This is a genomic window from Ruegeria sp. B11, from assembly GCF_056539785.1.
In genome coordinates, this window is record NZ_JBQFVO010000005.1 from 41,411 (window position 1) to 65,859 (window position 24,449).

Genomic DNA, 24,449 nt, shown 5'->3' on the forward strand with positions numbered 1-24,449 from the left:
TGCGCAATGCCAAAAGATGACTTGCAAGTAATGCGCGACTTGATGGACGCGCAACGGGAGGGGTTCGCCTTGCCTCGACACTTCTATACGTCTCAAGCAGTATACGAGAACGATATCGACGCGTTCTGGAACCGTAACTGGATCTGGGTCGGCCACGTTAGTCAGGTCGTTGAACCGGGCGACTATTTCCTGTTCGACTATGGGCCCGAGTCCATCATTGTCGTTCGGGATCGTGAGGGCGAGGTGCGAGCGCATTTGAACGTATGTCGCCACCGAGGATCGCGGGTTTGCATTGAACAGCAAGGCAAGGTGCGCAACTTCATATGCCCTTATCATGCATGGACTTTTGACCTGAACGGCAAGCTACGAAACGGCCGATCGATGGGACAGGACTTTGACCCTAGCCAGTACGGGTTGTTCCCTGTTCAGGTGAAGATTTTTCAGGGTCTGATCTTTGTCTGCGCGGCAGAAGATGCTCCGCCGCTGGATGCTGCCCTGGAAAGGCTGGCCCCGCTTTCAAAGCCGTTCGATTTTGAAAACCTGAAAGTAGCGCACGAGGCATCATACCCGGTTCCGGCGAACTGGAAACTGGCCCTTGAGAACTACTTGGAGTGCTATCACTGCGCGCCGTCCCATCAGGACTATTCGCGTAGCCATTCCCTGAAAGATCCAGCCCAGGTTCTGGAGTTTAGCGGGGCATTGAATGAACGGATGAAAGAAGCCGGAGTGCCCACCGAGGAACTTGATCTGACAGGAGAAAATGCGGACGCGCCGGGCGCAGATGTTTATTGGCGGCGCTACCCTTTGTTCCCCGGCTATGTGACCGGCAGCAAGGATGGAGCGCCTCTGGCGCCGCCTTTGGGCGAACTGAAATCCCACGATGGCGGAGCAACTGATCTGGGGATCGGCACACTGAACTACTTCCTCGTCTATGCAGATCACATGGTCGGGTATCGCTTCGTCCCTCGCGCGCTGCAGGAAACGGATATTCAGATCGTTTGGTACGTACGCGGAGGCGCTGAAGAGGGTCATGACTATGACAAGGATACTCTGACGTGGCTTTGGCATGTCACGTCGCTCGATGACGAGCGGATCATACGACACAATCAGGAAGGCGTGAACTCGCACCATTTCGTCCCAGGGCCGCTGTCCGAGATGGAGTGGAGCATCCCCGGGTTTTATCGCAATTACTTCAGCATGATCTGACACGCTCAGAATTCGGAGAAATACTATGACAGAGTTGACGAAGCGCAGATCAAGACGGCGCGGGGGTGGGCGTGAAGCACGTGCAGCTGTGCGAACCAGCAACGTCGCCTCGCAAGCAATCTGGCCGGGCATTTCGGGTGGGCGGTACAAGCCCCTTTCAGACGCTGACATGTCGCGCATTCATGAAGCCGCTCTTGGCATTCTGGAGCGCACGGGTGTCGGTGATCCAACGCAGGAAGTTCTTGATCTCGTGCTGCCCAAAGGGGCGACGGTGAACGAGCATGGTAGGCTGTGCTTCCCTCGCGCGTTGATGGAAGACCTTTTGGCGAAGGCTGCCAGCGAGTTCTATGTCCACGCACGCGGCTCGCGAGCCGGCAAGGACGACATGCACTGCACCAAGGACAAGGTGTATTACGCAAACTCCGGTACTGCTGTGACAACTTTCGACGCGGAGACTCGCAGTTTCCGGCCATCAACACTCAAGGACATTTACGACTTTACCCGATTGGTTGACCGGCTCGACAACATCCACATGACCGGTGATACGGTTCTGGCAACGGATGTGCCGCAGGACTACGAGCATGACATGAGCATGCTCTACGCCATTCTGGCGGGTAGCGAAAAACCATCTTGCCTGACGTTCCGTACTCGAGAGGACATTCAGGACGCGATTCATCTGTTCGATCTGGCATCAGGCGGGGAGGGCAAATTCTTCGAGAAACCCTCGGTCATTTTTGGCGGTTGTCCCATAGTGTCCCCGCTCCGGTTCGGGCGGGAAAATTTGGAGATCCTGATTGATACAGCGAAGATGGGGCTTGTCTGCGATTTGGCTGTTCCACCGCAAGCTGGGGCGACGTCGCCTGCGCCTCTGGCCGGGACTTTGGCGCAAGCCGTCGCCGAGACTCTATCTTGCGTCGCCATTGCCAACCTGATTAACCCGGGCACCCCTGTTGTCTTTGCAGCTTGGCCGTTTATTACCGATCTGCGCACTGGATCGTTTACAGGCGGCAGTGGTGAGCAGGCGTTGATATCCGCGGCAGCTATCCAAATGGGCAATTTCTACAACCTGCCGACCAGCGTCGGATGTGGTATGACGGATTCCAAAATCCCCGATGCGCAATATGGTCTAGAAAAAGCTCTGACATTCGCTTTGGCGGCTCATGCCGGTGCCAACCGGCTCTGCGAGTTTGGCGGAATGCTCGGCAGCCTGATGGGCTGTAGCTTTGAGTCGATGGTCATCGACAACGAAGCTGCGGGCATGATCTCACGGACGCTTCGCGGGATTGAGGTGAGTGATGAAACGCTTTCAGTCGACGTCATCCATGAATGCGCGATCGATCCCGGACATTTCCTCGGTAATACTCAGACATTGCAGTACATGGAAACCGAGTATGTCTACCCGACACTGATGGACCGCGAGCTGACTGATACTTGGGAGAAAGCGGGTCGTCAGGACATGTTCGAGCGTAGCCGATCCCTAGTGGATGACATTCTGTCCAATCACTACCCGAATTACTTTGGTAGCAAGGCGGACGAAGAGGTTCGGTCCAAGTTCCCGATCAAATTGCCCCGTGATGCAATGCGCGCTGGGTAAGCGCTGCTGCAGGTAGGGCAGGCTTCGCGGTTGCTCCTATGTTCTGAATACGCCTTGGCGCGTCAGGTCGTCGGTTGCCAGCCGGATTCCTTTTTCAAGGATGTCAAACATCTCGTTCAACTCGCCCTCCGTGATGATCAGCGGAGGGGAGAACACACACATGTTGATGATGGGCCGCAGGATCAGCCCGTTTTCCTGGCAATGGTGATCAATCATAGCGCCAACCGACTTATCTAGATCCAATAAATTGTTAGCTTCGGCGTCCGCAACGCATTCAACGCATCCAACCAGCCCCATACCGCGGGCATCGCCGACCAGTGGCAAGTCGGCCAGAGCCTGTAGGCGCTCTTCAAAAAGCGGAGTGATTGCGCGGACATGTTCCAGAATGCGGTCGCGCTCCATGATTTCAATAGTTTTCAATCCCGCTGCCGCGCTCACTGGATGGCCCGAATAGGTGAAGCCGTTTGAAAAAGTAGCGTTCCGCCCGTGATCTCCGCTCACATCTGCAATCAGCCGATCAGAGATGATGCACGCCCCCATAGGTACGTACCCGGACGTCATGCCTTTGGCGCAAGTGATGATGTCGGGTTGAATTCCAAAGACGTCTTCAGAAGCAAACCAGTGTCCAAGCCTCCCAAATCCGGTCACGACCTCGTCTGAAATATACAGGACATCGTATTTCTGGCAGATTTCCAAACAGCGCTGATGATATCCTTGTGGAGGCACAATGACGCCACCAGAGCACAAGATCGGTTCAGCGATGAAAGCAGCGACCTTGTCTGCGCCGGTCTGTAAGATCATGTTTTCCAGATCCGCTATTTTTTCGTCCAGAAAGTCGTCAACCGTCTGATCGGAGCGACGAGTATACGGATTAACATTCGGCAGGAAGCGCGTCAGCTGACTTGCCTGGTCCAGCCAACCTTTGTCACGCTCTTTTCCGGACACCGAGGCCGCCAGATACGTCGATCCGTGATAAGCTTTCTGCCGCGATATCACGATTTTCTTTTCAGGTTTTCCCAGCAGGTTATTGCGAAATTGCACAAACCGCAGAGCGCTATCCACGGCCGTTGAACCTCCTGTTGTAAAGAACACGTGGTTCAGGTCACCCGGGGTTCTCTGGGCAATTTCATGTGCCAACCGGGCCGGAGCCGAGTTGGCATTATTGAACGGCGAAAAATACGCCATCTCTTTAGCCTGCTGCGCCATCGCGTCGGCAATCTCGGTGTTTCCATAGCCCAATTGAATGCACCACATACCAGCAGGGCCGTCTATCAGGCGCTTTCCGTCCTCTGTCACGACGTGAACGCCAAGACCGCTTTCGGCAAAGGTCCGTTCGTTTTGGCCCAGATGTGCCATGCCCTCCCACGGGTGCAGAAAGTTCTCGTTGTCCCAATTGCGTATGGATTGAAAGTCGGAGTTCGATAGGGTCATAGGCCACCGTGATGTAATAAATATCACAAAATGAACGAGCATTCATTCAATGTCAATCCTTGAACTTCCGCTCTGTTAAATGCGAAAAGATCAAGAAAGCGCACCCCAGAAAAGGACAAGTAAAATTACTCTCGAGCCCGATACTCCAGCAAACGCACGGGAACTCAGCAGGTTGCAGAACCGAAGTCAGTTGATCCAATCGGCTGCAGACGCCATCTATAAATACGGAATTCGCGGCACAACCGCGGCAAGAATCCAAGAGTTGTCGGGATTGTCGCAAGGGATGATAAACCTACACTTTGGCTCCAAGGAAAAGCTGCTGCTTGCGGTGGCTGAGGAACTGTCAGTCCGCTACGCGGGGCAGTGGAAGGCCATTGCAATAAATCCAGAGTTAGACCCGGCAGACAAGCTAATCTCTATCATTAAGGCAGATTTCGACCCCTTAGTCCTTAATGCGCGGGACGTTTCGATCTGGTTTTCCTTTCGGGCTGAAGCGCTCTCAAACCCAAACGTTTTTCCTTTCATCGACTCGCGAGACAAAGGTTTCCGCGCGGTGATCCTGGAGCTGTTGGAACAAATAAAGGACGAAGGCGAGTACGAGGACATAGACGTCAAACTTGCAACAGACGCGTTGGTTGCTTTGTTGGAAGGGCTTTGGACCGACTACCATTTGCACTCGGATATCTTCAAACCCTCGGAGGCCTTGAAGATCTGCCTGTTTGTGCTGCAGTCGATATTTCCAAAACACTTTAGCGCTAGTCGATCCGCGGGTGCAGGTGACTTAAGTGACTAGGAACTAACCTCGGTCAATCACGAATCCGTCTGTGTCTCATGGTGAAATCGACGCAAGTCGTTGATCATTGCTTTGGCCAAAGAGACGCACATGAGCAGTAAAACAGCACTGAACGGCAGTGCCCCGATGATCATCGAATTGGTCAATGCCTCTAATCCACCGCCGCCCGCGACCAGCAGAGTTCCAATTACAAGGGTTAGAAGAACGCCCCAGAGGATACGATGAAGCATGCCGGTGTCTTCGGACCCGCCGGACATGATCGTGTTCATCACAAGGATGCCAGAGTCGGCGGATGTGACAAGGAAGGTCATGGTTAACAGAACACACATGACACTCACTACCGCGAGCAGGTCACCCGATATCATTTCCCCCAAGGTGACGAATAGTGTTGCCGTCGTTGATGCCGCAATGATTGATCCATTGGCATCTCCATTCAGTTCCAAATCGATGGCCGCGCCGCCCAGAATGGCCATCCATGCAAAACATACGAGGGACGGGGCAATGACCGCGCCAAGTATGAACTCGCGTACGGTTCGCCCTCTTGAGATACGCGCTAAGAAAAGTCCGACAAAGGGCGAAAACGCGATCCACCATGCCCAATAAAATGTAGTCCATCCGGCCTGCCATCCAAACAACCTTCCGCTTGTACCCGCGTTATAAACTGCAGTCTTGGTTGCATCAGAAAGACCGGCTGTTTCGTTGCGCAAACCCTCAAGAAAGGTTGCTTTTGTTCCCCATGGATCAGTTGCACCCGCAAAGAGTTCGCCGACAAAGGGTGCCGCTTCTGCAGGCAATACTGAGGCAAACTCGACTTCGGAAATCGGTCGAAAAGCTTGGAAGCTCAGAGGGACAAAATTTTTGATATAGTCAACCAGCGCTGTAGCATAGGTCGTCGCCGCAAACGCGAATGAGCCATAAACAATGAATACCACCAGCAATACCAGTGAAAAGAGAAGATTAATATTTGACAAGTATTTGACACCACGCCCGACGCCAGAGACGGCAGAGAGTGTCGACATAATCATAACAACGATCAACGCCGTTATTAGGCCGGCGGTTGACGGGATCATATTGGTTACTTCTTTCTCCACAAGCCAATTCGCTCCGGTAATTAGAAACGCACCATCCACCAATTGAGAAACGCCATAACCGATCGTTACCGCTACGCCGAGTATTGTCGCAACGACTCCGAGTATATCGATCACATGGCCTGCAACACCGTTTGAATATTCTCCAAGCAACGGGGTCAGTGCGGTGCGGATTGTCAGCGGCATGCCTCTGGTAAATGCGTAGTAGGCAAGGCTAAGGCCGGTGACGACGTATATTGCCCAGGCGTGAAATCCGGTGTGCAAAAAAGTATAGCGGTAGGCTCCTTCAATCGCGTCTTCGCTTTTGGGCGTGACTTCCCCGGATATAGTCAGTGGATTGGTTTCCCAAAGGCCAAGTGGTTCAGCGGTTGCATAGACCATTAGGCCCACGCCCAGACCCGCCCCAAACATCATCGAAAACCAAGAGAAGTTAGAAAATTCCGGTTTCTCATCTTCTAAACCCAGCCTCATTCGGCCGGTTGAAGGAATGAGCGCGATAAGGAAAAGGAAGAGTACAAATAATCCAACGGAAAGGTTGTAGAATGTATTGAACTCGGACAGCATTCCTGACTTCCAAGATCGCAGAGTATCGTTGGCTGATAGTGGCCAAACCAGCGCCCAGAGAACGAGTAGAGAAACCGAGAGTTTGCTTACCAGCGCAATCGGCAGGCAATACCCTTTATAAAAGCCGGTCCGCTGAGTTCTTATTTTCAGGTCTGTGAAAGGTTCTTCAAGCGCCATGTTTTCTCGGTCTTACATAAATTGATTGCTTTGCATGCCGCGCAGCCAGCCGATTGTTTCAAGACTAATTTACTTTCAGCCAGAATAGGACTGTAGCGGCGGGAGCGATAGATGGGAGGGAAACCTATGAGTCGCAAATGGCAAAACCTGTGCGTTTTGAAAAACTGAATGACTCAAAGTCAAAGGCTAAGCCGTCGTTCAATGTTGAAACTATGTGTCACCCGACGCGTGTTGTAAGGCGACACATAGTTCTGCCACCAGCGATAGAACCTTGCCATTTTCGCCCCACTTCCGTCATCTGGCATCCAAGTCAACTTCATCTATTGGGATTGCCGTTGTAAACGCATTAGGACCGGAATTAGATCGGAAGATGACGCTCTGCAGTTATGGGAACAGGCTGTAAAGACCGGCTTGATACGAGGCAGAAGAAGCTGGGCAGTCAAAGCTGGAGATCGGACCGTATACGGGGCTGCAATTAATGCGGTGGTTGCAAAAATCGGTCAAACTGGGAACTCTGCTGGTTTCAGCGCCAAGCTTTATCGCAACTAACTTCATTGACTCGCCTGGCGCTCTTTTTCTGGCCAGAATTCATCCACCACGACATATGCGATAATTACAAAGAAAGCGGCGCTGGCGACTTGCAATACGCGAGTGATGCTCTTGACGTCAGCTTCGTCCGAAAACGGCGCAACCGAACCGCCATATACAATCAGAGCTGTTGTAATAGCGGAACCGGCGGCGGCGGCGAGCGGGACTTTTGACTTTCCTAGTGCTCCGAGTGTTAGGCAAAAGAAAAAACACAGCAGAATGGGGGTTAGAATAACCGGAGCTATTACGTTTATTTCATAGCATATGATGGAGACTGCCGCCCCAAGTAGATTTGCCGTCAGCATTGCTTTTGCAACTGCTTTGCCTGCAGCAGGCATTGCCGCAAGTTGCTGGCTCAGCAGGGCGACAAAAAACAGAACCAACAAAGCAGAAGCGCCGGAAATAAAGAACGCCATAGCAAAGGGCACTGTGACCAGAGACATCCTGACTATTCGGCGATGTGAGTCGAAGTCCGGCGATGTTGCCGCTTTCTTTTGAGGTGCCGTTTGAGGTGCAGCGGGTATCAACACGAACATCAGCGTCGATACGAAGCCTGCGAATAGCAGGTTTAACGGTATCCAGTACACAAGCACCAAAGCCAGATCCTGTGATTGCAGAGCTAAATTCGGAATCATCAACGCCCCCATGAGAGCAATGACACCCGGCAATACTCCGGCACCGGAAACTGACCAAATGAAAGACAGGATTATTCCAATGGCCACCAGAATGAGAAACACAAGTGGATAAGGTGAGAAGATTGACGACAAAAGGAACGAAATGAACATCAATCCAATCGAGAAGACAAACAGCTTACCAAATGCTGCCAAAGGTAGTGCCGCAGGTGCTTGAAGGAAAAGGGCAGTGAACACCGCCCCAACAACGGCAAGGGGCCACCCAAGAAATAGGCCCAATGCAAAGACACCGGTAACACCCAGCGCAAGCCGGGTGACAGAGCTTTGATCCTCAGTACGCATAGGAGAAGATTGAAACCACGCGGATGTAGGCACGGCCTACGAGGTTCAGCAACGAGTTGTCGCTTAGATACATGATCACATCGGCCTGCCCGTTCAGTTGAAAGCGAAGATCGTCTTCGGCACTTCCAGCTTCATAGCCGGGTAAAACAATCCTGACCGGAAACCTTTCAGGCTCCCGCAAAAATCCCTTGGTGCTTGGCGGGCTCGCCAATTGCCCCGGCTCATCACCGCCACTCAAAGAAACAGCAGCACTAAAGCTCTCAATGACGCCCGGAACAATCTTACCTGGATGCATATCCAACACCACATCAACCGGAGACCCTATTGAAGCTCTTCCCAGATTGTTCTCGGTAAAATACGCCTCGATCCAGACGTCGGTTGCATCCAGAAACGTCAAAAGATCCTGACCGGATCGCGCATACGTTCCGGGGGCAATCAGCAGATTAGAAATGACACCTGTCGCCGGAGCACGCAGTTCGGTCCATTCAAGGTTCAGTTCCGCATCCGCCAAGGCCGCCAATGCGCGCTGGATTTTCGGGTTTTCAATCCCATCGTCACCAAGCCTTTGCTTCGCTTTTTCCAAATCAGCTTTTGCGTTCTCAAAGTTTGCCTCAGATTCTGCCAGTTGTCCTCGTGCATCATCGGCCTTTGAGACGGCAATCAACCCTTTCTTTTCGAGCGCAAATACACGTTCCGTCTGAATGCGCATCGTATCCAGATCGCTCTGCGCCCTTGCGAGTTTGGCTTGTGCCGCACTTACCTCTGCCGAAGACGCACCCACCTCTTGGGTCGCCGCTTCAAGATCAGCCTCCGCCTTTGAACGCTCGATTTCGTAGGGTCTGGAATCTATTCGAACCAGAACATCACCTGCCGAAACGACTTGGCCGTTTTCTACCAAAACTTCCGTTACCGTTCCGGTCACCTGAGGCACGATTTGGGTGGCCACAGCTTTTACTCTGGCGTTCCCGGTAAATGGCGTTTTTCGATCAGCGACCAAGTACCAAACAAGAAAAAACAGAATGACAGCGAGGGTTGTCCATATTGTCTTTCTCATTTCGCCGCACCTTCAACAGTGCCCTCGGCTTCAGGTGAGGTATCAATCCAAACCTTGAACAGCTCATAGAAGACAGCAAAGAGTACCGGCCCCATAAAAACGCCGATCAAACCATACGCCATCATACCTCCGAGAACACCGATGAGGATGACCAGCATCGGAGTCTCAAGGCCTTTTGAGATGAACACGGGTCTTAGGAAACTGTCCATTATCATGACGGGAACGGCCAATATGGTGAAGATCAAAGCAGTTCCGCCAGACATGGAGCTCCATGCGTAGATAATTACCGGTATAAGAACCAATCCGGGCCCGATTTGGATAATTGAGAGTATGAGGCAGACAAATGCCAGTGTGGCGGCCGAAGAAATCCCAAACAAAGCCAGCAGTATCCAAACGAAAACAGCCTGAATGGCTGCTACGCCAATCACGCCTTTTGTAACGTTCCGGATCGTTGCGCCTGCCAGTGTCACGAATTCACCGCCGCGTGGTGCAAAGACACGGTTGGCAAAGCGCTGAAGACCCTGGACCAAATTTGGCCCCGGGCTGAACAATGCCCCCATAATCAATACGGACAGAGCTAAGCCAAGAAGCCCGATACCAATGCCCAACACCTTTCCGAAGAGCGATTTGGTGATCTCAAGGATTTGCGCGCCGTATTTTGCAAGCGCGCCGTCAAGATTGCGCTCAAACATTCCCCAGACATCGGAGATTTTATTTCCAACCAACGGCAATTCCTTGAGGCCCTCGGGCGCAGGGGGGATTTTCAATTCACCCTTGTCTGCTTGTTCCGCGAATTCAGACCCTAGTTCTGCAGCACCAGACACCGCAGTTGCGACTGGCCCCAGGGTCAGAACAAGGCCCAACACAACGATAATTGTTGTGGCAAGCTTCTTACGTCCTCCCAGCTTGGATTGCAGCCAATCAAATGCCGGGTAGAGCGCGACGCAGAGTATCGTTGCCCAGATAACCACACTTGCAAGCGGAGCCACCATGACCAGGGCGCTGTAGAGGAATAATCCGAGAAAGAGCAATCGTATCGCGAGGTCGACAATCTTCGCGTCCTGGGTCTTTTCCATTCCATCCCTCCACTATCTGTTTTCCAAACAATACACTCAAAAAACGTAATATGTATATTTTTTGAGTTTTCGGCGATCATCTATCAGTTTGAAGGTACGAGTGAATCCGAGGCACGGCTTCAGATGCGCGGTCGCACTGATACCTGCGCATGAACTCAAATTGCCTTAATTTGGGATAATCTATTTGTCCGTTTTTTCGTCGTCTTGGGACAAGATTGTATCTGCCACTGTGGTCGCCGCAGTCACGAAAACACCCAAGCCTACAATGATATACACCATTGTGAAGATTTTCCCCGCCGCAGTTTCAGGTGAGAAGTCACCGAACCCTACGGTCGAAATTGTCACTACGGAAAAGTAGATCGAGTCTAGCCAACTCCAACCTTCGACAAAGTGGTAGAAGACCGAGGCCCATAAAATCATTCCGACTGTGAAGGCAAGAAGGCCTTTCACTCTACCGTCCTTGAAAGCGACGCCTATCCCACGTGTTATTCTAGTTAGCGAATTCATTGTGTCCCCGTCGTTTGAAGAATTCACATATAACAGTAATTAGATGGATGTGGGAAATTGAAGCATTTTAACCGCGTCTAGTTTAATTGGGGCGTCCAGGCGCAGTCGTCAAAGCTAATGCAATGTGCTCGTTTATGAAACGTTAAACGCGTTTCAAGCCAGCTATTTTGAAACTGGATCAGCAGCACATCCTAAATTTAGTCCTTTAACCGTTTCTTGGCCGCCCGACCAATTCCGCAAGAGAAGTCGGCTAAATGGTCAAGGTCATTTAGGGTTCAGCAAAATAAGAAGCCACATATTCCATTAACATGATGCTTTAATGGTCTAGTCTGCCCAAGAAAGGAATCAGAACCTTAGGAGAAAAGCGTGCGGTTCATCACAAAAGGTGTAATGGTTTGTTGCGCTGTCGCGTTCGTCGCGGTTGTTGTGGCATGGCTTTTCCTGTCCTCTGCGTTGTTTTCTTCTGTCAGAACCACTTTTGTTGAAAACCTGATATCGAAGAAACTTGATCAGGACGTGTTAATAGAAGATGAAGTGCGTCTAGGCCTTGGTCGGCAACTGCAGGTATCCGCAGCGGGATTGGTACTACCCGGCGCGATCAAGACCAAAGCGAATCTGGCGGCAATCGACAAACTTGAGTTCAATATTTCTGCCCGCGACCTTTGGAACAGCAAATTGTCGCTGAGTGAGCTTTCTATCTCGGGTGTTCACCTCAACTTGATCACGGACAAAGACGGTGTCGGAAACTGGCAGTCCGCTTCCCAAACGGGCGCTAAAGCCGGGGATCCGGCCAAACCTGCAATCCTGTCTGTGGCTGGAATTCTAACGGACCAAAAAATTGACCTGACCGATGTTGCCGTTCTTTACCAGAACGATCTAAACGGGCTTGTGCTGGATCTGCAGCTTCCTGAGCTGTTTTTAAAGCGTGATACGGAAACCGACGTTGCGACCGCGGTTGGGGCTGGTTCACTAAATGGAGAGAAGTTTGATCTGAACGCGAGCATTCCCGCGGACGACCCGTTTCAGGTCGCTGTGAACTTCGAACAGATTGCGATTGCCGCCGAAGAAGTCCCTGAAGAGAACGGGCTACAAGTGAATACGACCATAGAGGTTGCCGAACTTGGTCAGCTTCTTGATATCCTGAAACTCAATCGCGTTCTGGAGGGTTCAGGAAGCATTGGTGCAACATTCAAATCAGTCGACGGCGTAGCCCGGATTGATGACCTGGCTGTATTGACTGAATTGGATGGTGGGCAAAGCCTTTCGCTGACGGGACAAATCGGAGAGTTGGGAAACCCAGAAGACGTATCCCTGACAACCCGCATTCGGTTGTACCCTGAAGATGCTGAACCCGCCCCAGCCGCGTCGCGGTATGATCTAAAACTAATAGCAGTTGACATGGTTATCGATAGCGTACCCGGGCAGGTCCCGCAGCGGCAAATGGTCATTGAAACCAACGGGTTCACATTGGATACCTCTGGTGAAGGGCCGCCCCCGATTAAGTTTTCCGAGCTTTCCAGAACACCCGAAGGCGCCTTGAGTGTTGGAAACATCAATTTGAGAATTGGGAACCCTGCTGATCCATTTATCATTTTGAACGGTTCGGTCGAAGACGCGTTGCAATTACAAGGCATATTGGCCGACGGGTTAATGGATATACCCGCAAGCAGCTTGATCTCATCAGAGCTTCTGGGACCGGATGATCAACTTGGTCGATTTTCTGGTAACTTTCATTTGAACGGCGACATCAATCAGCTTTCGCTGACAAATTTGGATGGCCAGACAAGCGAAACGGAACTTTGGAACCTTGAGGTGCATGGCTCTGTCAAAAATGTGCTCAAATTCGAGAACCTGGATTTGGCGATTCAAGTAGAAGTCCCCTCCGGAGCGGACCTGTTAGAAGCCCTATCGCTTGAACGGGTGGAAACTGGACAGGCTATCTTTGAAATTGGCCTTGCCAGCGAAGGAACCGATTGGGATGCGAATGCCAAAGTCAAGGTTGCCGACTCTGTCCTGCAAATTGTGGCCGATCTTGATGATGCAACGAGTGATCCTGTACTGCAGGGTTCCATAGAGAGTGACTTGATAAAGATAGATCAGATCCGAACCATCGTTCAGGCCGCTGCACAATTGAGGAAAATAGGCGGTCCAGAGCCCGACGAGGAAGACGTCATTGAGGAATCCGGCGACACTAGTCCTCTAAGAGACGTAACACTTAAACCTATTGGGCGTTCAATTCTCTTGTCCGGTATGGATATGGATGTCGACGTTGACCTTCGGCACATAGAGGGTGCCAAAGGCATCAGCAGTTTGCAGAGTGAACTGACGCTCAACGAAAATGAACTCAAGGCCGGACCTTTGAATTTTGAATACGGAGGTGCTCATTTCGATGTCAGCGGACAAATGGATCTATCGAACGACGCGCATCTGCTCACGCTGACCGGCACAGCAGGCGGCTGGCAGCTGGATGAAATTCTTCACAACCTGAACTTCAAAAAGGGCGCAAGCGGTACCATCTATGCAGATTTTTCGGTGACCGGCGGAACCGATTCACCTAAGCATTTTGCCAACAGCATGAACGGCGATGCCACGGTCTCAATGCGTGACGGCTCGATCGAGACCCAGCTTTTGGATCTGGCAGGGCTAGGGATACTACCTTGGGTGTTTACCAAAGAGAAACAAAAGGTTGCTCCGATCATATGTTTGCGTGCACCGATTAGTATTTCCAATGGAAGTATTTCGACGAAACAAACCACATTGGAGACAGATCATGTCCAAGTCGTCGTCTTTGGCGGTGTTAATGTAGCGGGCAAGGTTTTGGACTTAAACCTGCAGCCCCGCAAGATTGGCGAACCTCTGTCGAAGAGCCCTTGGCCCGTGACCTTGAAAGGCCCACTAGCGAAGCCGAAGATCAAGGTAAAAGACGGTCCCAAGCGACTGAAACGATCGGATGGTGCGGACAAAATGCCGGCAAAAAGAAAACTCTGCGTTCCGGATATTTTACAACTGCAGTAGTGGCGAAGGCAGTCGACAAAAGAACACAAATAAAGTTCAAAAAGAATGACATCGCTTTCAGGATGCGATCTTTGCTTTGGGTTTTCTCTCGATGTATTCCACACTTTAGTTGAATGGAAACTCTCTTAGAGTTCAGCCGACATGATGGAAGGACTTTGAGACGCAAATGGAAAAACGTGTGCACTATTGAAATGGCAGCTAAAGCAAAATCAATAGCTTAGTTAAGCGTGAGCGGCACATAGCTCTGCCACCAGCGACATAAACTTGCCATTTTCGCCTCACTTCCATCATCCATCACCTCGCCCGATTTCATCGATCCTGAGTTCCTTATGGGAAAATCTGGGCTAATTTGCAGTTCAGTCGCCGAGGGCGCCTGATCCTGCTGATCTACCACGTGGCGAACGCGGATGCGGGCGAGGCAAACCGACGCCACCCCAACATCCGCTTCTGTACCACGCTTAAGGATCGGGAGATCCATGGCTGTTTGCTTCAAGTGGGTAAGAAACAAAGCGAGAATAACGCTACCGCTACTTTCTATCATTTTCATTTAGAATAAATTTTAGAAATCTCCCCAACACAATTGGGAGGTCAATTAACAGGATGGTACGGATGCAAGAAGCATAGTTTCTCAGCTTCGAATTGGAGGTTGCTCAAGAAATGGTTCGCAAAACCCTTTGCGAAGCTTTCGATGGGCACCCCTGTCGCGAAGAAATTTGGCGACTAGCAGCTTACGTTAGGCTCTAACCAGTTGCGCTCCGCGGGCATCCCAATCGTTTATCTGAGCTCTGAGCGGGCCCTCGCCAGCACCAACAGTATTGCTCGTGCAGCAGGTTCCGAACCGCGCGTTGCTGCCATTGGTGATGATAGGTGCCGCACTCGAAACGAAGGTCTGCTTGGTGGCCACAACAGACCTGGTGATTAAGGCATTGGGTGGTCAAGTGCAAATACCATCGCATCGGCAATTGTTCCATCTGTACTGCCGTCATCCACAATGACGAATTCAAAACCCCGAATCAAAGCCCAGGCGTAGGTATCAATTCGTTTTATCATGCGCCGGGATTACGACCGTGCGCTCCGGCCTGCTTTCCAACAGCAGGTGGTGACGCCGTCAATCAGCCCCAAGTCTAACAGATCTTTGATGTTGCTTACTTCTGCAGTATCCACGAAAAATTTCATGGTTTTCCTCATCGTGTGTGAGCTAATATTGGTTGCACGTGAATTCGCTTAGAGGCGCTGCATCGACGGATGGCGGGGTCCAGGGCGTAAATTCAGAACGCGTGGCGCGTCCCGAATTCGGTGTAGTTCTGGTTTAATCTTAGGTCGGCATTTCGACTAGTGCTGATGACGAGTTCTGCATTTGGCAGATCGTTCGCTTTTGCGCGTTTCAATGCCGTGACCGGGTCAAAGCCATGGCTGATCCAGCGGTTTTGCAGCCTGTTTTCAAGCTCTTCCAAAGTTGGGCTGATAAAAACCGTCGCGGCATAAACATCCGTCAGGTTTCTCCATGGGTCGCTGTCCATCAGAAGATAGTTACCCTCAACGACGACGACCGGAGTTGCCGGGTGAACCGCAATGGCGTTGGCAATAGCTAGGTCCATTGTGCGATCGAATTTGGGATGAAAGCACTCGTGGCGCGTAACTTGAAGCTCTCTGATTGCAGCGCAAAACCCGACCCCGTCGAAAGTCTCTGGCGCGCCTTTTCTCGCCAGCAATCCACGCGTTTCCAGCACGCAGTTGTCCAAATGGTAACCATCCATTGGTACAAGTGTGGCTGACGGAACCGCCGAGCTCTGTTGTGTGTTCAGCGATTGCACAACGCCTTCCGCTAAGGTCGACTTTCCGGATGCAGGGGGGCCGGCGATTGCGATAATCGTCCGGACTCCAACTTGCCGCCGGGAGGAGATCAGGTCGCAAACGCGCTTTACGTCCTGCTCGATCACGCTGCGTCCTCTTTTGGGGGTTCCTTGGCACCGGTCATGAAGGCGACTGCATCGGACATCGTGTAATCCTTGGGATCAATTGTGCAGAGCCTTTTGCCCAACCGATGCACATGAATGCGGTCGGCAACCTCAAAAACATGAGGCATGTTGTGGCTGATCAGGATGATCGGAATGCCACGCGCCCGCACGTCCTGGATCAGCTCAAGCACCTTGCGGCTTTCCTTAACCCCCAAAGCAGCGGTCGGTTCATCCATGATGATAAACTTGGTTGCAAAGGCAGCGGCACGAGCAACGGCAACACCTTGGCGTTGGCCACCAGAGAGAGTCTCAACCGCCTGATTGATCGACTGTACAGTCATCAGCCCAAGCTCGGTCAGTTTTTCTCGGGCAAACTTCTCCATCGCTGGACGGTCAAGCTTACGCATGTATTTGCCCATGAACCCCTGCTTGCGGATTTCGCGCCCCATGAACATGTTGTCCGCAATCGAAAGGGCAGGAGACATGGCGAGCTGCTGATAGACAATCTCGATCCCCATATTCCGCGCATCGATCGGAGAGCTGAAGTTAACCTTTTTGCCCTCGATCAGAATCTCGCCTTCATCCGGGATTGTGGCGCCGCAGATCGCCTTCACGATGGATGATTTGCCCGCGCCATTATCTCCGATCACTGCCAGGATTTCCCCCTGGCGCAGTTCAAAGTCGGAATGGTCGATGGCGGTAACGTGGCCATAACGCTTTACGATCCCGCGGCCTTGGACGACTGGAGTTGAGTCTGACATTAGCCCGATACCTTTCTAATCCACTGGTCGACGGCAACCGCAGCGATAATGAGAAGTCCGATAAGTAAGAAGGTCCATTGTGCGTCTGCGCCCAGAAGCCTAAGCCCCAAAGTGAACACGCCAACAATCAGCGCGCCAAACAGCGATCCCAGGATGGATCCCCGCCCGCCGAACAAAGAGATGCCCCCGATCACAACCGCGGTGATGCTTTCGATATTGGCCAATTGACCGGATGTAGGTGAAACCGACCCGATGCGTCCGATCAAAGCCCAGCCCGCAAAGGCACAGATCAAACCGGATAACATATAAACGGACATCAGCGTTCTGTGCACGTTCACACCGGATAGTTCAGCCGCCTCAGGGTCATCCCCCACTGCATAGACATGCCGGCCCCAGGCCGTGTGTTTGAGCGCGTAAGCCAGAACGAAAATCAGAACGAGCATGAATATCACGCCAACCGTGAAGGTCGCGCCACCGATGCTGAATTTGGTGCCAAAAAATTGCAGGAACGGGGCGTTGGCCTCGATATCCTGACTGCGAATTGTTTCGTTTGCGGAATACAGGAAGTTTGTCGCCAGAACGATCTGCCACATGCCAAGCGTGACAATAAATGGCGGCAGCTTTACGCGACTGACCAGCCAGCCATTAAGAGCCCCGATCAGCGTTCCCATTGCCAGCCCGCACATCACAGCAATGGGCACGGGGATACCGTAGCGGAAGGTGAACTGACCCATGATGACGGATGAAAACACCATGATCGCACCGACGCTCAAGTCGATGCCGGCGGTCAGAATGACAAGGCTTTGCGCTGCGGCCACGATGCCCACGATCTGAACTTGCTGCAAGATCAGCGTCATCGCAAAGGGGGAGAAGAACTTGGACCCCAGCAGCAGACCGAAAATTACGATGGCGCCGACCAGAACGATCAACGGCACAAAGGAAGGGTTGACATGGAGAAGATGCTGCAACTTCCGCAGAACACCACGACGGTGATCTTCAAATTCCGCTACGGTTTCTGACGCGTTGGCGGCGGTTTCGAATTCCTGGGCGTTTTGGTTTGCTTCAGACATCTCTCCCCCTTTTCGTGGCTGGCATCGCGTCCACGAAATCAGTTTACAGGAAGTTTAGGTTTGCTGGTGAAAGGATTGATGAGGCGCTGCGGCGCGCCTCACCTTGTAGGGCTGCCTTTAGCCCCAGCAGAGATCCAAGCCTTCTGCGACAGACAACGACTCGACCCCATCAACCGGCTGGTCGGTGATGAGCGCCACGCCCGTGTCATAGAAGTCTTTGCCGGGTGTGTTTTCCGGCTTCACGCCCTCTTCGGCCCATTTTTTCACGGCCTCAACGCCAAGCGACGCCATCAACAGCGGGTACTGTTGGCTTGTCGCCCCGATCACACCGGCTTCGACGTTTTGGACGCCGGGGCACCCCCCGTCAACCGAAACGATCAGTACGTCGTTTTCACGCCCGATGGATTTCAGCGCCTCATATGCGCCCGCAGCAGCCGGTTCGTTGATCGTGTGAACAACGTTGATGGATGAATCCTTGGCCAGAAGGTTTTCCATCGCGCGGCGCCCGCCTTCTTCATTGCCGTCGGTCACGTCACTGCCAACCAGACGCGCATCGGTTTCGTCACCGATGACATTCGGGTCCGCCAGGTCCACGCCGAACCCGTCGAGGAAACCCTGATTGCGCAGAACGTCTACTGTCGGCTGACTGACGTTCAGATCCAGCGTCGCGATCTTGGCATCGGCTGCGGCGTCGCCCATTTTGGCCTTGGCCCATTGACCGATCAGAAGGCCGGCCTTGTAGTTGTCCGTCGCGAATGTCGCATCCGCCGAGTCAATCGGGCTCAGCGGCGTATCCAGCGCAATGACCAGAACGCCTGCATCTCGCGCCTGTTTAACCGCAGGAACGATCGAGCTGGTGTCGGATGCCGTCAGCAGAATGCCTTTTGCGCCATCGAGAATACATGTCTCGATAGCCTGAACCTGAGTTTCATGGTCGCCATCGACCTTGCCGGCAAACGCCTTGAGCGTCATGCCCAGCTCTTCTGCCTTGGCGGTTGCGCCTTCCTTCATCTTAACGAAAAAGGGGTTGGTGTCGGTCTTGGTAATCAGGCAGACGGTTTCACCAGCCGCTTGCGCGGATGCAGCGGCCAAAGTCAGCGCAGTCGCGGATGCGGCGAGCTTGAGTAGATTTCTCATGTTGTCCTCCCAGAAAATTGTTGTGGCCCCGCGCGGAATAGCGACAAGGCGGGCCTCCATCCTCCAATGAAGGTCCCGTTCAAGAAACCGTGATTCTAGCCTCTGTGTCAATAAATAAATAAAGTTTATTTATTAATTTGCCCACGTATCTTTTCATAAGAAAACAAGGTGTTTATGTTTAAGGTTATGGAAAGAGAGGCGTTGAAAATACTAACCGGCGGGGTAAGCCAAAGCGGTGTTCGTGATCATAACGAACGCCTCATTCTGACGGTTTTACAACGGCATGGACCTGCTGCCGGGGCGGACGTCGCGCGGCTGACGGGCCTGTCACCCCAGACCGTGTCGATCATTCTGCGTAAGCTCGAAAAGGACGAGATTCTCAAACGTGGGACGCCGTTGAAGGGCAAAGTTGGGAAACCTTCGATCCCCATGGAGCTCAATCCCGAAGGCATTCTGTCGGTGGGAATGAAGATCGGTCGCCGCAGCGCAGATCTTCTTTTGATCGACTTCACCGGTAAGCCACGCCAACAGCTCTCGACGACTTATGACTACCCGCTACCCGAAGCAGTGTTCGGGTTTCTGGAGGTAGGATTGGAAGAGCTTCTGGCCAATGAACCCCAGAAACTTCGGGACCGTGTATGCGGGATTGGAATCGGAACACCGTTCGAGCTGTGGAAGTGGCACGACCTTTCTGGGCTTGCGGCTCAGAAATTCAGGTCCTGGAGAAACGTGAACTTCTTTTCCGAGGTGGCCAAGTTCAGCGAACTGCCGGTCTTTGTGGTCAATGATGCTACTGCCGCGTGTCACGCGGAGCACCTCTATGGCCGCGGGGCTGAGTATCGAGACTATTTTTATTTCTTCATAGGCTCAATGATTGGCGGAGGCGTTGCATTGAATGGCACCGTATTTGAGGGCAACCAAGGCAATGCCGGTGCCTTGGGTGCCATGCGAACGACGGGTCCTTTGGGTGAAAGCCAGCAACTGATTGACACTGCATCGCTGTTCCTGCTCGAGGACAGGTTGATAGAAGCGGGTGTTGATCCGGGAATTTTGTGGAAAAAGCCGCAGGACTGGAGCAGCATTTCTCGCTATGTCGAACCATGGATCGGTACCACCGCGCAGGAACTGGCCAAAGCTGCGCTGTCTATTTGCGCAGTCATCGACTTTGAGGCAATTTTTATCGACGGCGCATTCCCATCTGAAATACGGGAGGAGTTGGTCTCACGGGTTCGTCGTTACCTAGTCAACCAAGATAAACGCGGTTTGATTCCTCCGGTTGTAGAAGCTGCGGCTGTCGGAGAAAACGCCCGCGGGATTGGGGCGGCAAGCAGCCCGATTTTCCGCCAGTTTCTATTGAACACTAATGCTGGGCTTTCTGGGATGTAGTCGAAATTCATAGGGGTCAAATTTCCTAAGTAGAAAGGAACCGCATAATGTCAATCTTCTCAAAACTCTTTGGTGGCGGTGAAAAGTCGGAGCTGCAACCGGTCTCGTACAATGGGTTCGACATTTTCCCCGTTTTGATTGCCGAGGGCGGAAAGTATCGCCTGTCGGCCCGTATCGAAAAAATCATCAACGGAGATCGTAAGACCAATGCGCTGATCCGGGCGGATGTCTTCGAAAGCCGGGATCAGGCCGAGAGCTTTAGCATCACCAAGGCGAAACAGGTGATCGACGAGCAAGGCGAGTGTATTTTCGGTTAACCGAAGGCAATGAAGGGATGCTGAAACAGCTCTGCACAAACCTTTTGCAGAACTCAAACGGTCATTGTCCAGAACAGTCCAAAACTGTCCTGATTGTTGAGCAAGAAGAAAGCACCATTACGCTCTCGGTTGTTGGCGATGGTCCTGGCGTTCCCGAAAACACACTGGGTAAGCTTTTTATTCCATTCGATAAACTAGAAAGTGAACGGAACAGTGTTGGGAATGGTTTGGGATTGGCGCTGTTGAAAGCTATCGCATATCATCATTCATCGCTCTTATCGACCACAAATAACTCAACTGGGTTGACTGTCTCAATTCAATTCGAAGTTGCGTGGTGACACATAATAAGTGAGCGAAGCTAACTTGGTACTTATGAAACATGGGGCCATAGAAGGTAGTCAAACGATCGAGGCCGGGCGAAATTGTCTCGAAACAGCGTTAATTTAAGGTGCTGACAGGGCGAGGGATGTCCCGCTTTGATGTAATCGGGTAATTCGGCGCGGTGGTGTGGATCAATTAGTGGACCATAATTGGCTCAAGAAGAAGGACGAACTGCTGAAACGAGCTGAGTCGGATCTGACGTTGTACGACTTTATCCTGATAATGGCTTTGACAGCACCTTCTCTGGCCCGCTGGTCGTCGGGCCTCGATTGATCGAGTGTTCTTCAGGTTCAGCGTATTGGAAACGTCCCAGCGATTGACATCGAGTACCCGAACCGAATTAAATCGGTTTGTTCGGTCTTGATATGGTTGGCGAACTACCTGAGGACCGTGCGGACCGGAATATCGGGCTGCTCTGATGTAATGGAAAACCTTTGAGTTGCAAAAGGCAAAACCAGTGCGCCCAAAAAAGATCGAATGCCTCAAATTCAATGGTTTGCGTGTCGCCGAATGGCAAAAACTATGTGTCGCCCCAAATTCCTGTTGAACGTCGCACCAACCTGACCCTACCGTCTCAGTTGGACCAGAAACGAAGTGAGCGTTCGATATCGGAAGGCACCCCAGATGTTGGACATTAACTGATATTGACTTTCGCGTTTTAAACTGACCCAAGTTCCCCATGTTAATACTCCAGCAGAGAGTTACGTGTGATCTGGCTTTCCTTTTGGAGGATCAAGTCTGATTTGCAGATCAGACAGCGAAGCTGCCTGTTCCCGCTGATCTGCCACGTGGCGAACGCGGGAGAGGGTGAGGCTATGCTATTCGACAGGGGAAGTGCGGCCCGCAGGCACCGCCGAGGACACAGTATTGTCCAATAGGGGTGCCCGAGGGGAAGGCAGAGCCTTGTCCCTTACGGCCAGAGGCGTTTGGCTCGTCCAAATCCCGCTGGCCCAAAACAGGAGCGGCTGGGCGAGCTAAATAGTAACTAGTAGGGTCCAAACCAGCCTAAATTTCTGGGGTACGTCGTTAAGGAACATGCCGAGACCCAAACCGCCATTGTCGAGGGTATGTGACAGCATATCGGGTACTCAACCAAAGATCGCTTCACTTAACATCCCTAGAGACATTCGCGCTTCCCTTCGATGTGGTCAAATCGTTCAGCGCTTGCGAAACTAGGCAATTTTGATGCCGTGCAGCCACAACCGCAATTCGTGCAATAGCGACGTTGGGACTACCATAGCCCCGCTACCAGCAGAGGTGCAGAGATAATTCAAAGCTGACAATGGATTGGATCTTGAGCGATCGATACTTTGCGGGCGAATGTCGTCTTTTGATTGCTTGCGATCAACGACTATTTCTAATCAGATGCGGCCACCTTTAGCTTGATATAAGTACTCGGCAGGCCAAGCCGCCAAGGTCCGCTGATTTCTCCAGTTTCAGTTTGCCACCATAAGCGTTCATCAGATCAACACAGATTGCCAAACCCAATCCTGTGCCGCTGACAGAGGTATCCAACCGACCTCCGGATCGAACTACTCCGTCAAGTGCATCCTCCGGAATTCCTTGTCCGTCATCCTCAATGCAAATCTCAATGCCGCCGTCTACACGCTTTGCCGCGATGTGAATTGTTGTCCGACACCACTTGAGCGCGTTGTCGAGGAGGTTTCCAATCACCTCTTCGATGTCCTGAGTATCCATTCGAACCTGAATCCCATCCTCGCAATCTGTCGTCAGAGATTTTCCTTCGCGTTCCGCCATGACCGAAAACAGTCTGGATAACCTGTTGACGGAATTGGTAAGGTCAGTTCGTGAATGCGTAAGTTCTGCGGTGTTCGACGCACGCAAACGCGCAAGTGAGCGCTTTAGCTGAGCATCAATTCGATTTAACGCGTCATCTGCAGGTTCGATATCTGCACCCGCGTCCGACAAAGTCGCCAGTTCATTTCTGAGAATTGTCGTCGGTGTTTTGAGCGCATGTGCCAGATCCGCAGCTTGTCGTCGAGAACCAGACACAATTTCACGATTCCTGTGCAACAATTTATTTAGGTCCTCAACAAGCGGCGAAACCTCTTCTGGGTAATCTTCCGGAATCAAGTCATCTCCCTTGTCCCAGCGATGCGCCACATCTGCACGCAACTTCCTGAGGGGGCCGATAATTGCTGACATCAACAACAACGAACCGGCAACTCCAATCAAACCAACCAATCCAAAAACCGGTAGCAAGTTGTTTTGCGCTGCTCTGCGTTCGCTTATCAGCTCTCGCTTGCTTTCGGCGACCGTTACGCCCCACTCGGTTCCGTCTTCGAATGTGATTCTCTGATATGCGCTACGAACGGCTTCGCTGTCCGGACCTGTGGTGTTCCAAACGATTGCCTCTTCGCTCACACGTACAGGTTCGGAAATTGTCTCGTCAAAGAGCGAGGCTGATGTGAATGTAGCCCCGTTTCCATCGGTAACCTGCCAGTATCTGCCTGAATACGGCGTTCCATAGGCTGGATCGAATATCAGTTCGCGCAGTGCCTCAGGGTTATGCGTCGTTGCGCTCAAACCGACAACGAGTTGGGTGTGCCGGTCACGTAGCGTCTGGTCGAATTGTTCCAGAACACGTGTGTTGATGTACGAAAACACAATCAACGTTCCGACGCCGACAGAAAGCGCGCCTGTCGCAAGGCCGCCAAGCAAAGCGCGTTGGCGCAGCGATAACATCAGGCCGTATCGATCATATAGCCGCGTCCTCTGACCGTTGTAATAAGGTCAGAGCCCAGTTTCTTTCGCAGCCGGGTTATGAAGACGGCAATGGTGTTCGAATCCCTGTCACCGTCATATTCATAGATATGCTCTGACAACTCGGTACGTGACACCATGCGTCCGATGTTGTGGGCAAGGTATGTCAGAACTGCGATCTCTTGCGCCGTCAGATCAACAGGAATGCCGCCCACGCTGACGCGACCGTTTCGCGTATCGAGCATAACGTCCCCCATTTCGATAACCGGGTTTAACTGACCGCTTTGTCGGCGCAGGATGGCCCGTACACGAGCGGCCAGCTCGGGCATGTGAAATGGCTTGGTCATATAGTCATCAGCACCTGCATCAAGACCATCCACCCGCTCGCTCCACCCATCGCGGGCGGTGAGGATCAACACGGGTGTCTTGACGCCCGCGCTGCGCCATTCGCGCAGGACAGAAATACCGTCGCGTTCCGGCAACCCGATGTCGAGGATGATCATGTCGTAAGGTTCGGTCGCACCTAGGTGCAGGGCGTCAGTACCATTCTTGGCCACATCTACCACGCGGCCTTCTGCGCTAAGAAGTTTCTTAATCTGCTCGCATAGCTGCGGTTCATCTTCGGCCAGAAGTACTCTCATATTCAAA

General features: G+C 52.2%; 20 protein-coding genes. 7 read left to right on the forward strand and 13 right to left on the reverse strand.

Translation table 11 applies throughout. The features are described from left to right. Window positions 1–6: 6 nt before the first annotated feature. Both ACR0I1_RS16165 and ACR0I1_RS16170 read left to right on the forward strand, forming a co-directional pair. Window positions 7–1,206, forward strand: a complete 1,200-nt coding sequence (locus ACR0I1_RS16165) for an aromatic ring-hydroxylating oxygenase subunit alpha (RefSeq protein WP_480707278.1) — start codon at window positions 7–9, stop codon at window positions 1,204–1,206. A gap of 25 nt (window positions 1,207–1,231) precedes the next feature. Further along, on the forward strand, window positions 1,232–2,800 hold the full coding sequence (locus ACR0I1_RS16170) for a trimethylamine methyltransferase family protein (protein ID WP_480707280.1): 1,569 nt from the start codon (window positions 1,232–1,234) through the stop codon (window positions 2,798–2,800). A gap of 36 nt (window positions 2,801–2,836) precedes the next feature. Here the strand turns inward: ACR0I1_RS16170 and ACR0I1_RS16175 are convergent, their stop codons facing one another. Continuing rightward, window positions 2,837–4,231 carry an aminotransferase gene (locus tag ACR0I1_RS16175; protein ID WP_480707281.1) on the reverse strand — a complete coding sequence of 465 codons (1,395 nt, stop codon included), beginning with the start codon at window positions 4,229–4,231 and terminating at the stop codon, window positions 2,837–2,839. 79 nt (window positions 4,232–4,310) lie between these two features. On the opposite strand from ACR0I1_RS16175, the gene ACR0I1_RS16180 reads away from it, so the two are divergent. After that, window positions 4,311–5,024, forward strand: a complete 714-nt coding sequence (locus ACR0I1_RS16180) for a TetR/AcrR family transcriptional regulator (protein ID WP_480707283.1) — start codon at window positions 4,311–4,313, stop codon at window positions 5,022–5,024. A 17-nt stretch (window positions 5,025–5,041) separates the two neighbouring features. On the opposite strand, the gene ACR0I1_RS16185 is transcribed toward ACR0I1_RS16180, so the two are convergent. The 5 genes from ACR0I1_RS16185 to ACR0I1_RS16205 all read right to left on the reverse strand — a co-directional run bounded on the left by ACR0I1_RS16185 (window position 5,042) and on the right by ACR0I1_RS16205 (window position 10,995). Beyond that, window positions 5,042–6,853 carry a BCCT family transporter gene (locus ACR0I1_RS16185; protein WP_480707285.1) on the reverse strand — a complete coding sequence of 604 codons (1,812 nt, stop codon included), beginning with the start codon at window positions 6,851–6,853 and terminating at the stop codon, window positions 5,042–5,044. A 551-nt stretch (window positions 6,854–7,404) separates the two neighbouring features. Beyond that, window positions 7,405–8,415, reverse strand: coding sequence for a DUF2955 domain-containing protein (locus ACR0I1_RS16190; RefSeq protein WP_480707287.1), 1,011 nt, complete (start codon window positions 8,413–8,415; stop codon window positions 7,405–7,407). Next, window positions 8,405–9,361 carry an HlyD family secretion protein gene (locus ACR0I1_RS16195; RefSeq protein ID WP_170392807.1) on the reverse strand — a complete coding sequence of 319 codons (957 nt, stop codon included), beginning with the start codon at window positions 9,359–9,361 and terminating at the stop codon, window positions 8,405–8,407. Before ACR0I1_RS16195 ends, ACR0I1_RS16190 begins: the two co-directional genes overlap by 11 nt. A 104-nt stretch (window positions 9,362–9,465) precedes the next feature. Then, window positions 9,466–10,545 (reverse strand): AI-2E family transporter, encoded by a 1,080-nt coding sequence (locus ACR0I1_RS16200; protein WP_480707289.1) that lies wholly within the window; start codon window positions 10,543–10,545, stop codon window positions 9,466–9,468. A 180-nt stretch (window positions 10,546–10,725) separates the two neighbouring features. Beyond that, entirely contained in the window at window positions 10,726–10,995 is a 270-nt protein-coding gene (locus ACR0I1_RS16205; protein ID WP_480439390.1) for a potassium channel family protein, read from the reverse strand. 423 nt (window positions 10,996–11,418) lie between these two features. On the opposite strand from ACR0I1_RS16205, the gene ACR0I1_RS16210 reads away from it, so the two are divergent. Then, on the forward strand, window positions 11,419–14,067 hold the full coding sequence (locus ACR0I1_RS16210) for an AsmA family protein (protein WP_480707291.1): 2,649 nt from the start codon (window positions 11,419–11,421) through the stop codon (window positions 14,065–14,067). Window positions 14,068–14,284: 217 nt separating this feature from the next. Here the strand turns inward: ACR0I1_RS16210 and ACR0I1_RS16215 are convergent, their stop codons facing one another. The 5 genes from ACR0I1_RS16215 to ACR0I1_RS16235 all read right to left on the reverse strand — a co-directional run bounded on the left by ACR0I1_RS16215 (window position 14,285) and on the right by ACR0I1_RS16235 (window position 18,993). Continuing rightward, entirely contained in the window at window positions 14,285–14,614 is a 330-nt protein-coding gene (locus ACR0I1_RS16215; RefSeq protein WP_480707292.1) for a hypothetical protein, read from the reverse strand. 721 nt (window positions 14,615–15,335) lie between these two features. Then, window positions 15,336–15,824 (reverse strand): nucleoside/nucleotide kinase family protein, encoded by a 489-nt coding sequence (locus tag ACR0I1_RS16220; protein WP_480707294.1) that lies wholly within the window; start codon window positions 15,822–15,824, stop codon window positions 15,336–15,338. 179 nt (window positions 15,825–16,003) lie between these two features. Continuing rightward, the gene (locus ACR0I1_RS16225; protein WP_170392954.1) at window positions 16,004–16,786 is read right to left on the reverse strand and encodes an ATP-binding cassette domain-containing protein; all 783 of its coding nucleotides are present in this window, start codon (window positions 16,784–16,786) and stop codon (window positions 16,004–16,006) included. Then, a complete protein-coding gene (locus ACR0I1_RS16230; protein WP_480707296.1) occupies window positions 16,786–17,856 on the reverse strand; it encodes an ABC transporter permease in 1,071 nt (356 codons plus the stop codon). The genes ACR0I1_RS16225 and ACR0I1_RS16230 overlap by 1 nt, the downstream gene beginning before the upstream one ends. A gap of 117 nt (window positions 17,857–17,973) precedes the next feature. Further along, complete coding sequence (locus tag ACR0I1_RS16235) at window positions 17,974–18,993, reverse strand: sugar ABC transporter substrate-binding protein (RefSeq protein ID WP_170392952.1); 1,020 nt, start codon at window positions 18,991–18,993, stop codon at window positions 17,974–17,976. A gap of 186 nt (window positions 18,994–19,179) precedes the next feature. On the opposite strand from ACR0I1_RS16235, the gene ACR0I1_RS16240 reads away from it, so the two are divergent. The 3 genes from ACR0I1_RS16240 to ACR0I1_RS16250 are packed head-to-tail and all read left to right on the forward strand — an operon-like array spanning window position 19,180 to window position 21,034. Continuing rightward, window positions 19,180–20,379, forward strand: a complete 1,200-nt coding sequence (locus ACR0I1_RS16240) for an ROK family transcriptional regulator (protein ID WP_170402926.1) — start codon at window positions 19,180–19,182, stop codon at window positions 20,377–20,379. A 47-nt stretch (window positions 20,380–20,426) separates the two neighbouring features. After that, on the forward strand, window positions 20,427–20,696 hold the full coding sequence (locus ACR0I1_RS16245; protein ID WP_170636311.1) for an HlyU family transcriptional regulator: 270 nt from the start codon (window positions 20,427–20,429) through the stop codon (window positions 20,694–20,696). A gap of 17 nt (window positions 20,697–20,713) precedes the next feature. Next, on the forward strand, window positions 20,714–21,034 hold the full coding sequence (locus tag ACR0I1_RS16250; protein WP_170636310.1) for an ATP-binding protein: 321 nt from the start codon (window positions 20,714–20,716) through the stop codon (window positions 21,032–21,034). A gap of 1,420 nt (window positions 21,035–22,454) precedes the next feature. On the opposite strand, the gene ACR0I1_RS16255 is transcribed toward ACR0I1_RS16250, so the two are convergent. After that, window positions 22,455–23,783, reverse strand: a complete 1,329-nt coding sequence (locus ACR0I1_RS16255; protein WP_480707298.1) for a sensor histidine kinase — start codon at window positions 23,781–23,783, stop codon at window positions 22,455–22,457. After that, window positions 23,783–24,442 carry a response regulator transcription factor gene (locus ACR0I1_RS16260; protein WP_170395997.1) on the reverse strand — a complete coding sequence of 220 codons (660 nt, stop codon included), beginning with the start codon at window positions 24,440–24,442 and terminating at the stop codon, window positions 23,783–23,785. The genes ACR0I1_RS16255 and ACR0I1_RS16260 overlap by 1 nt, the downstream gene beginning before the upstream one ends. Window positions 24,443–24,449: the final 7 nt, after the last annotated feature.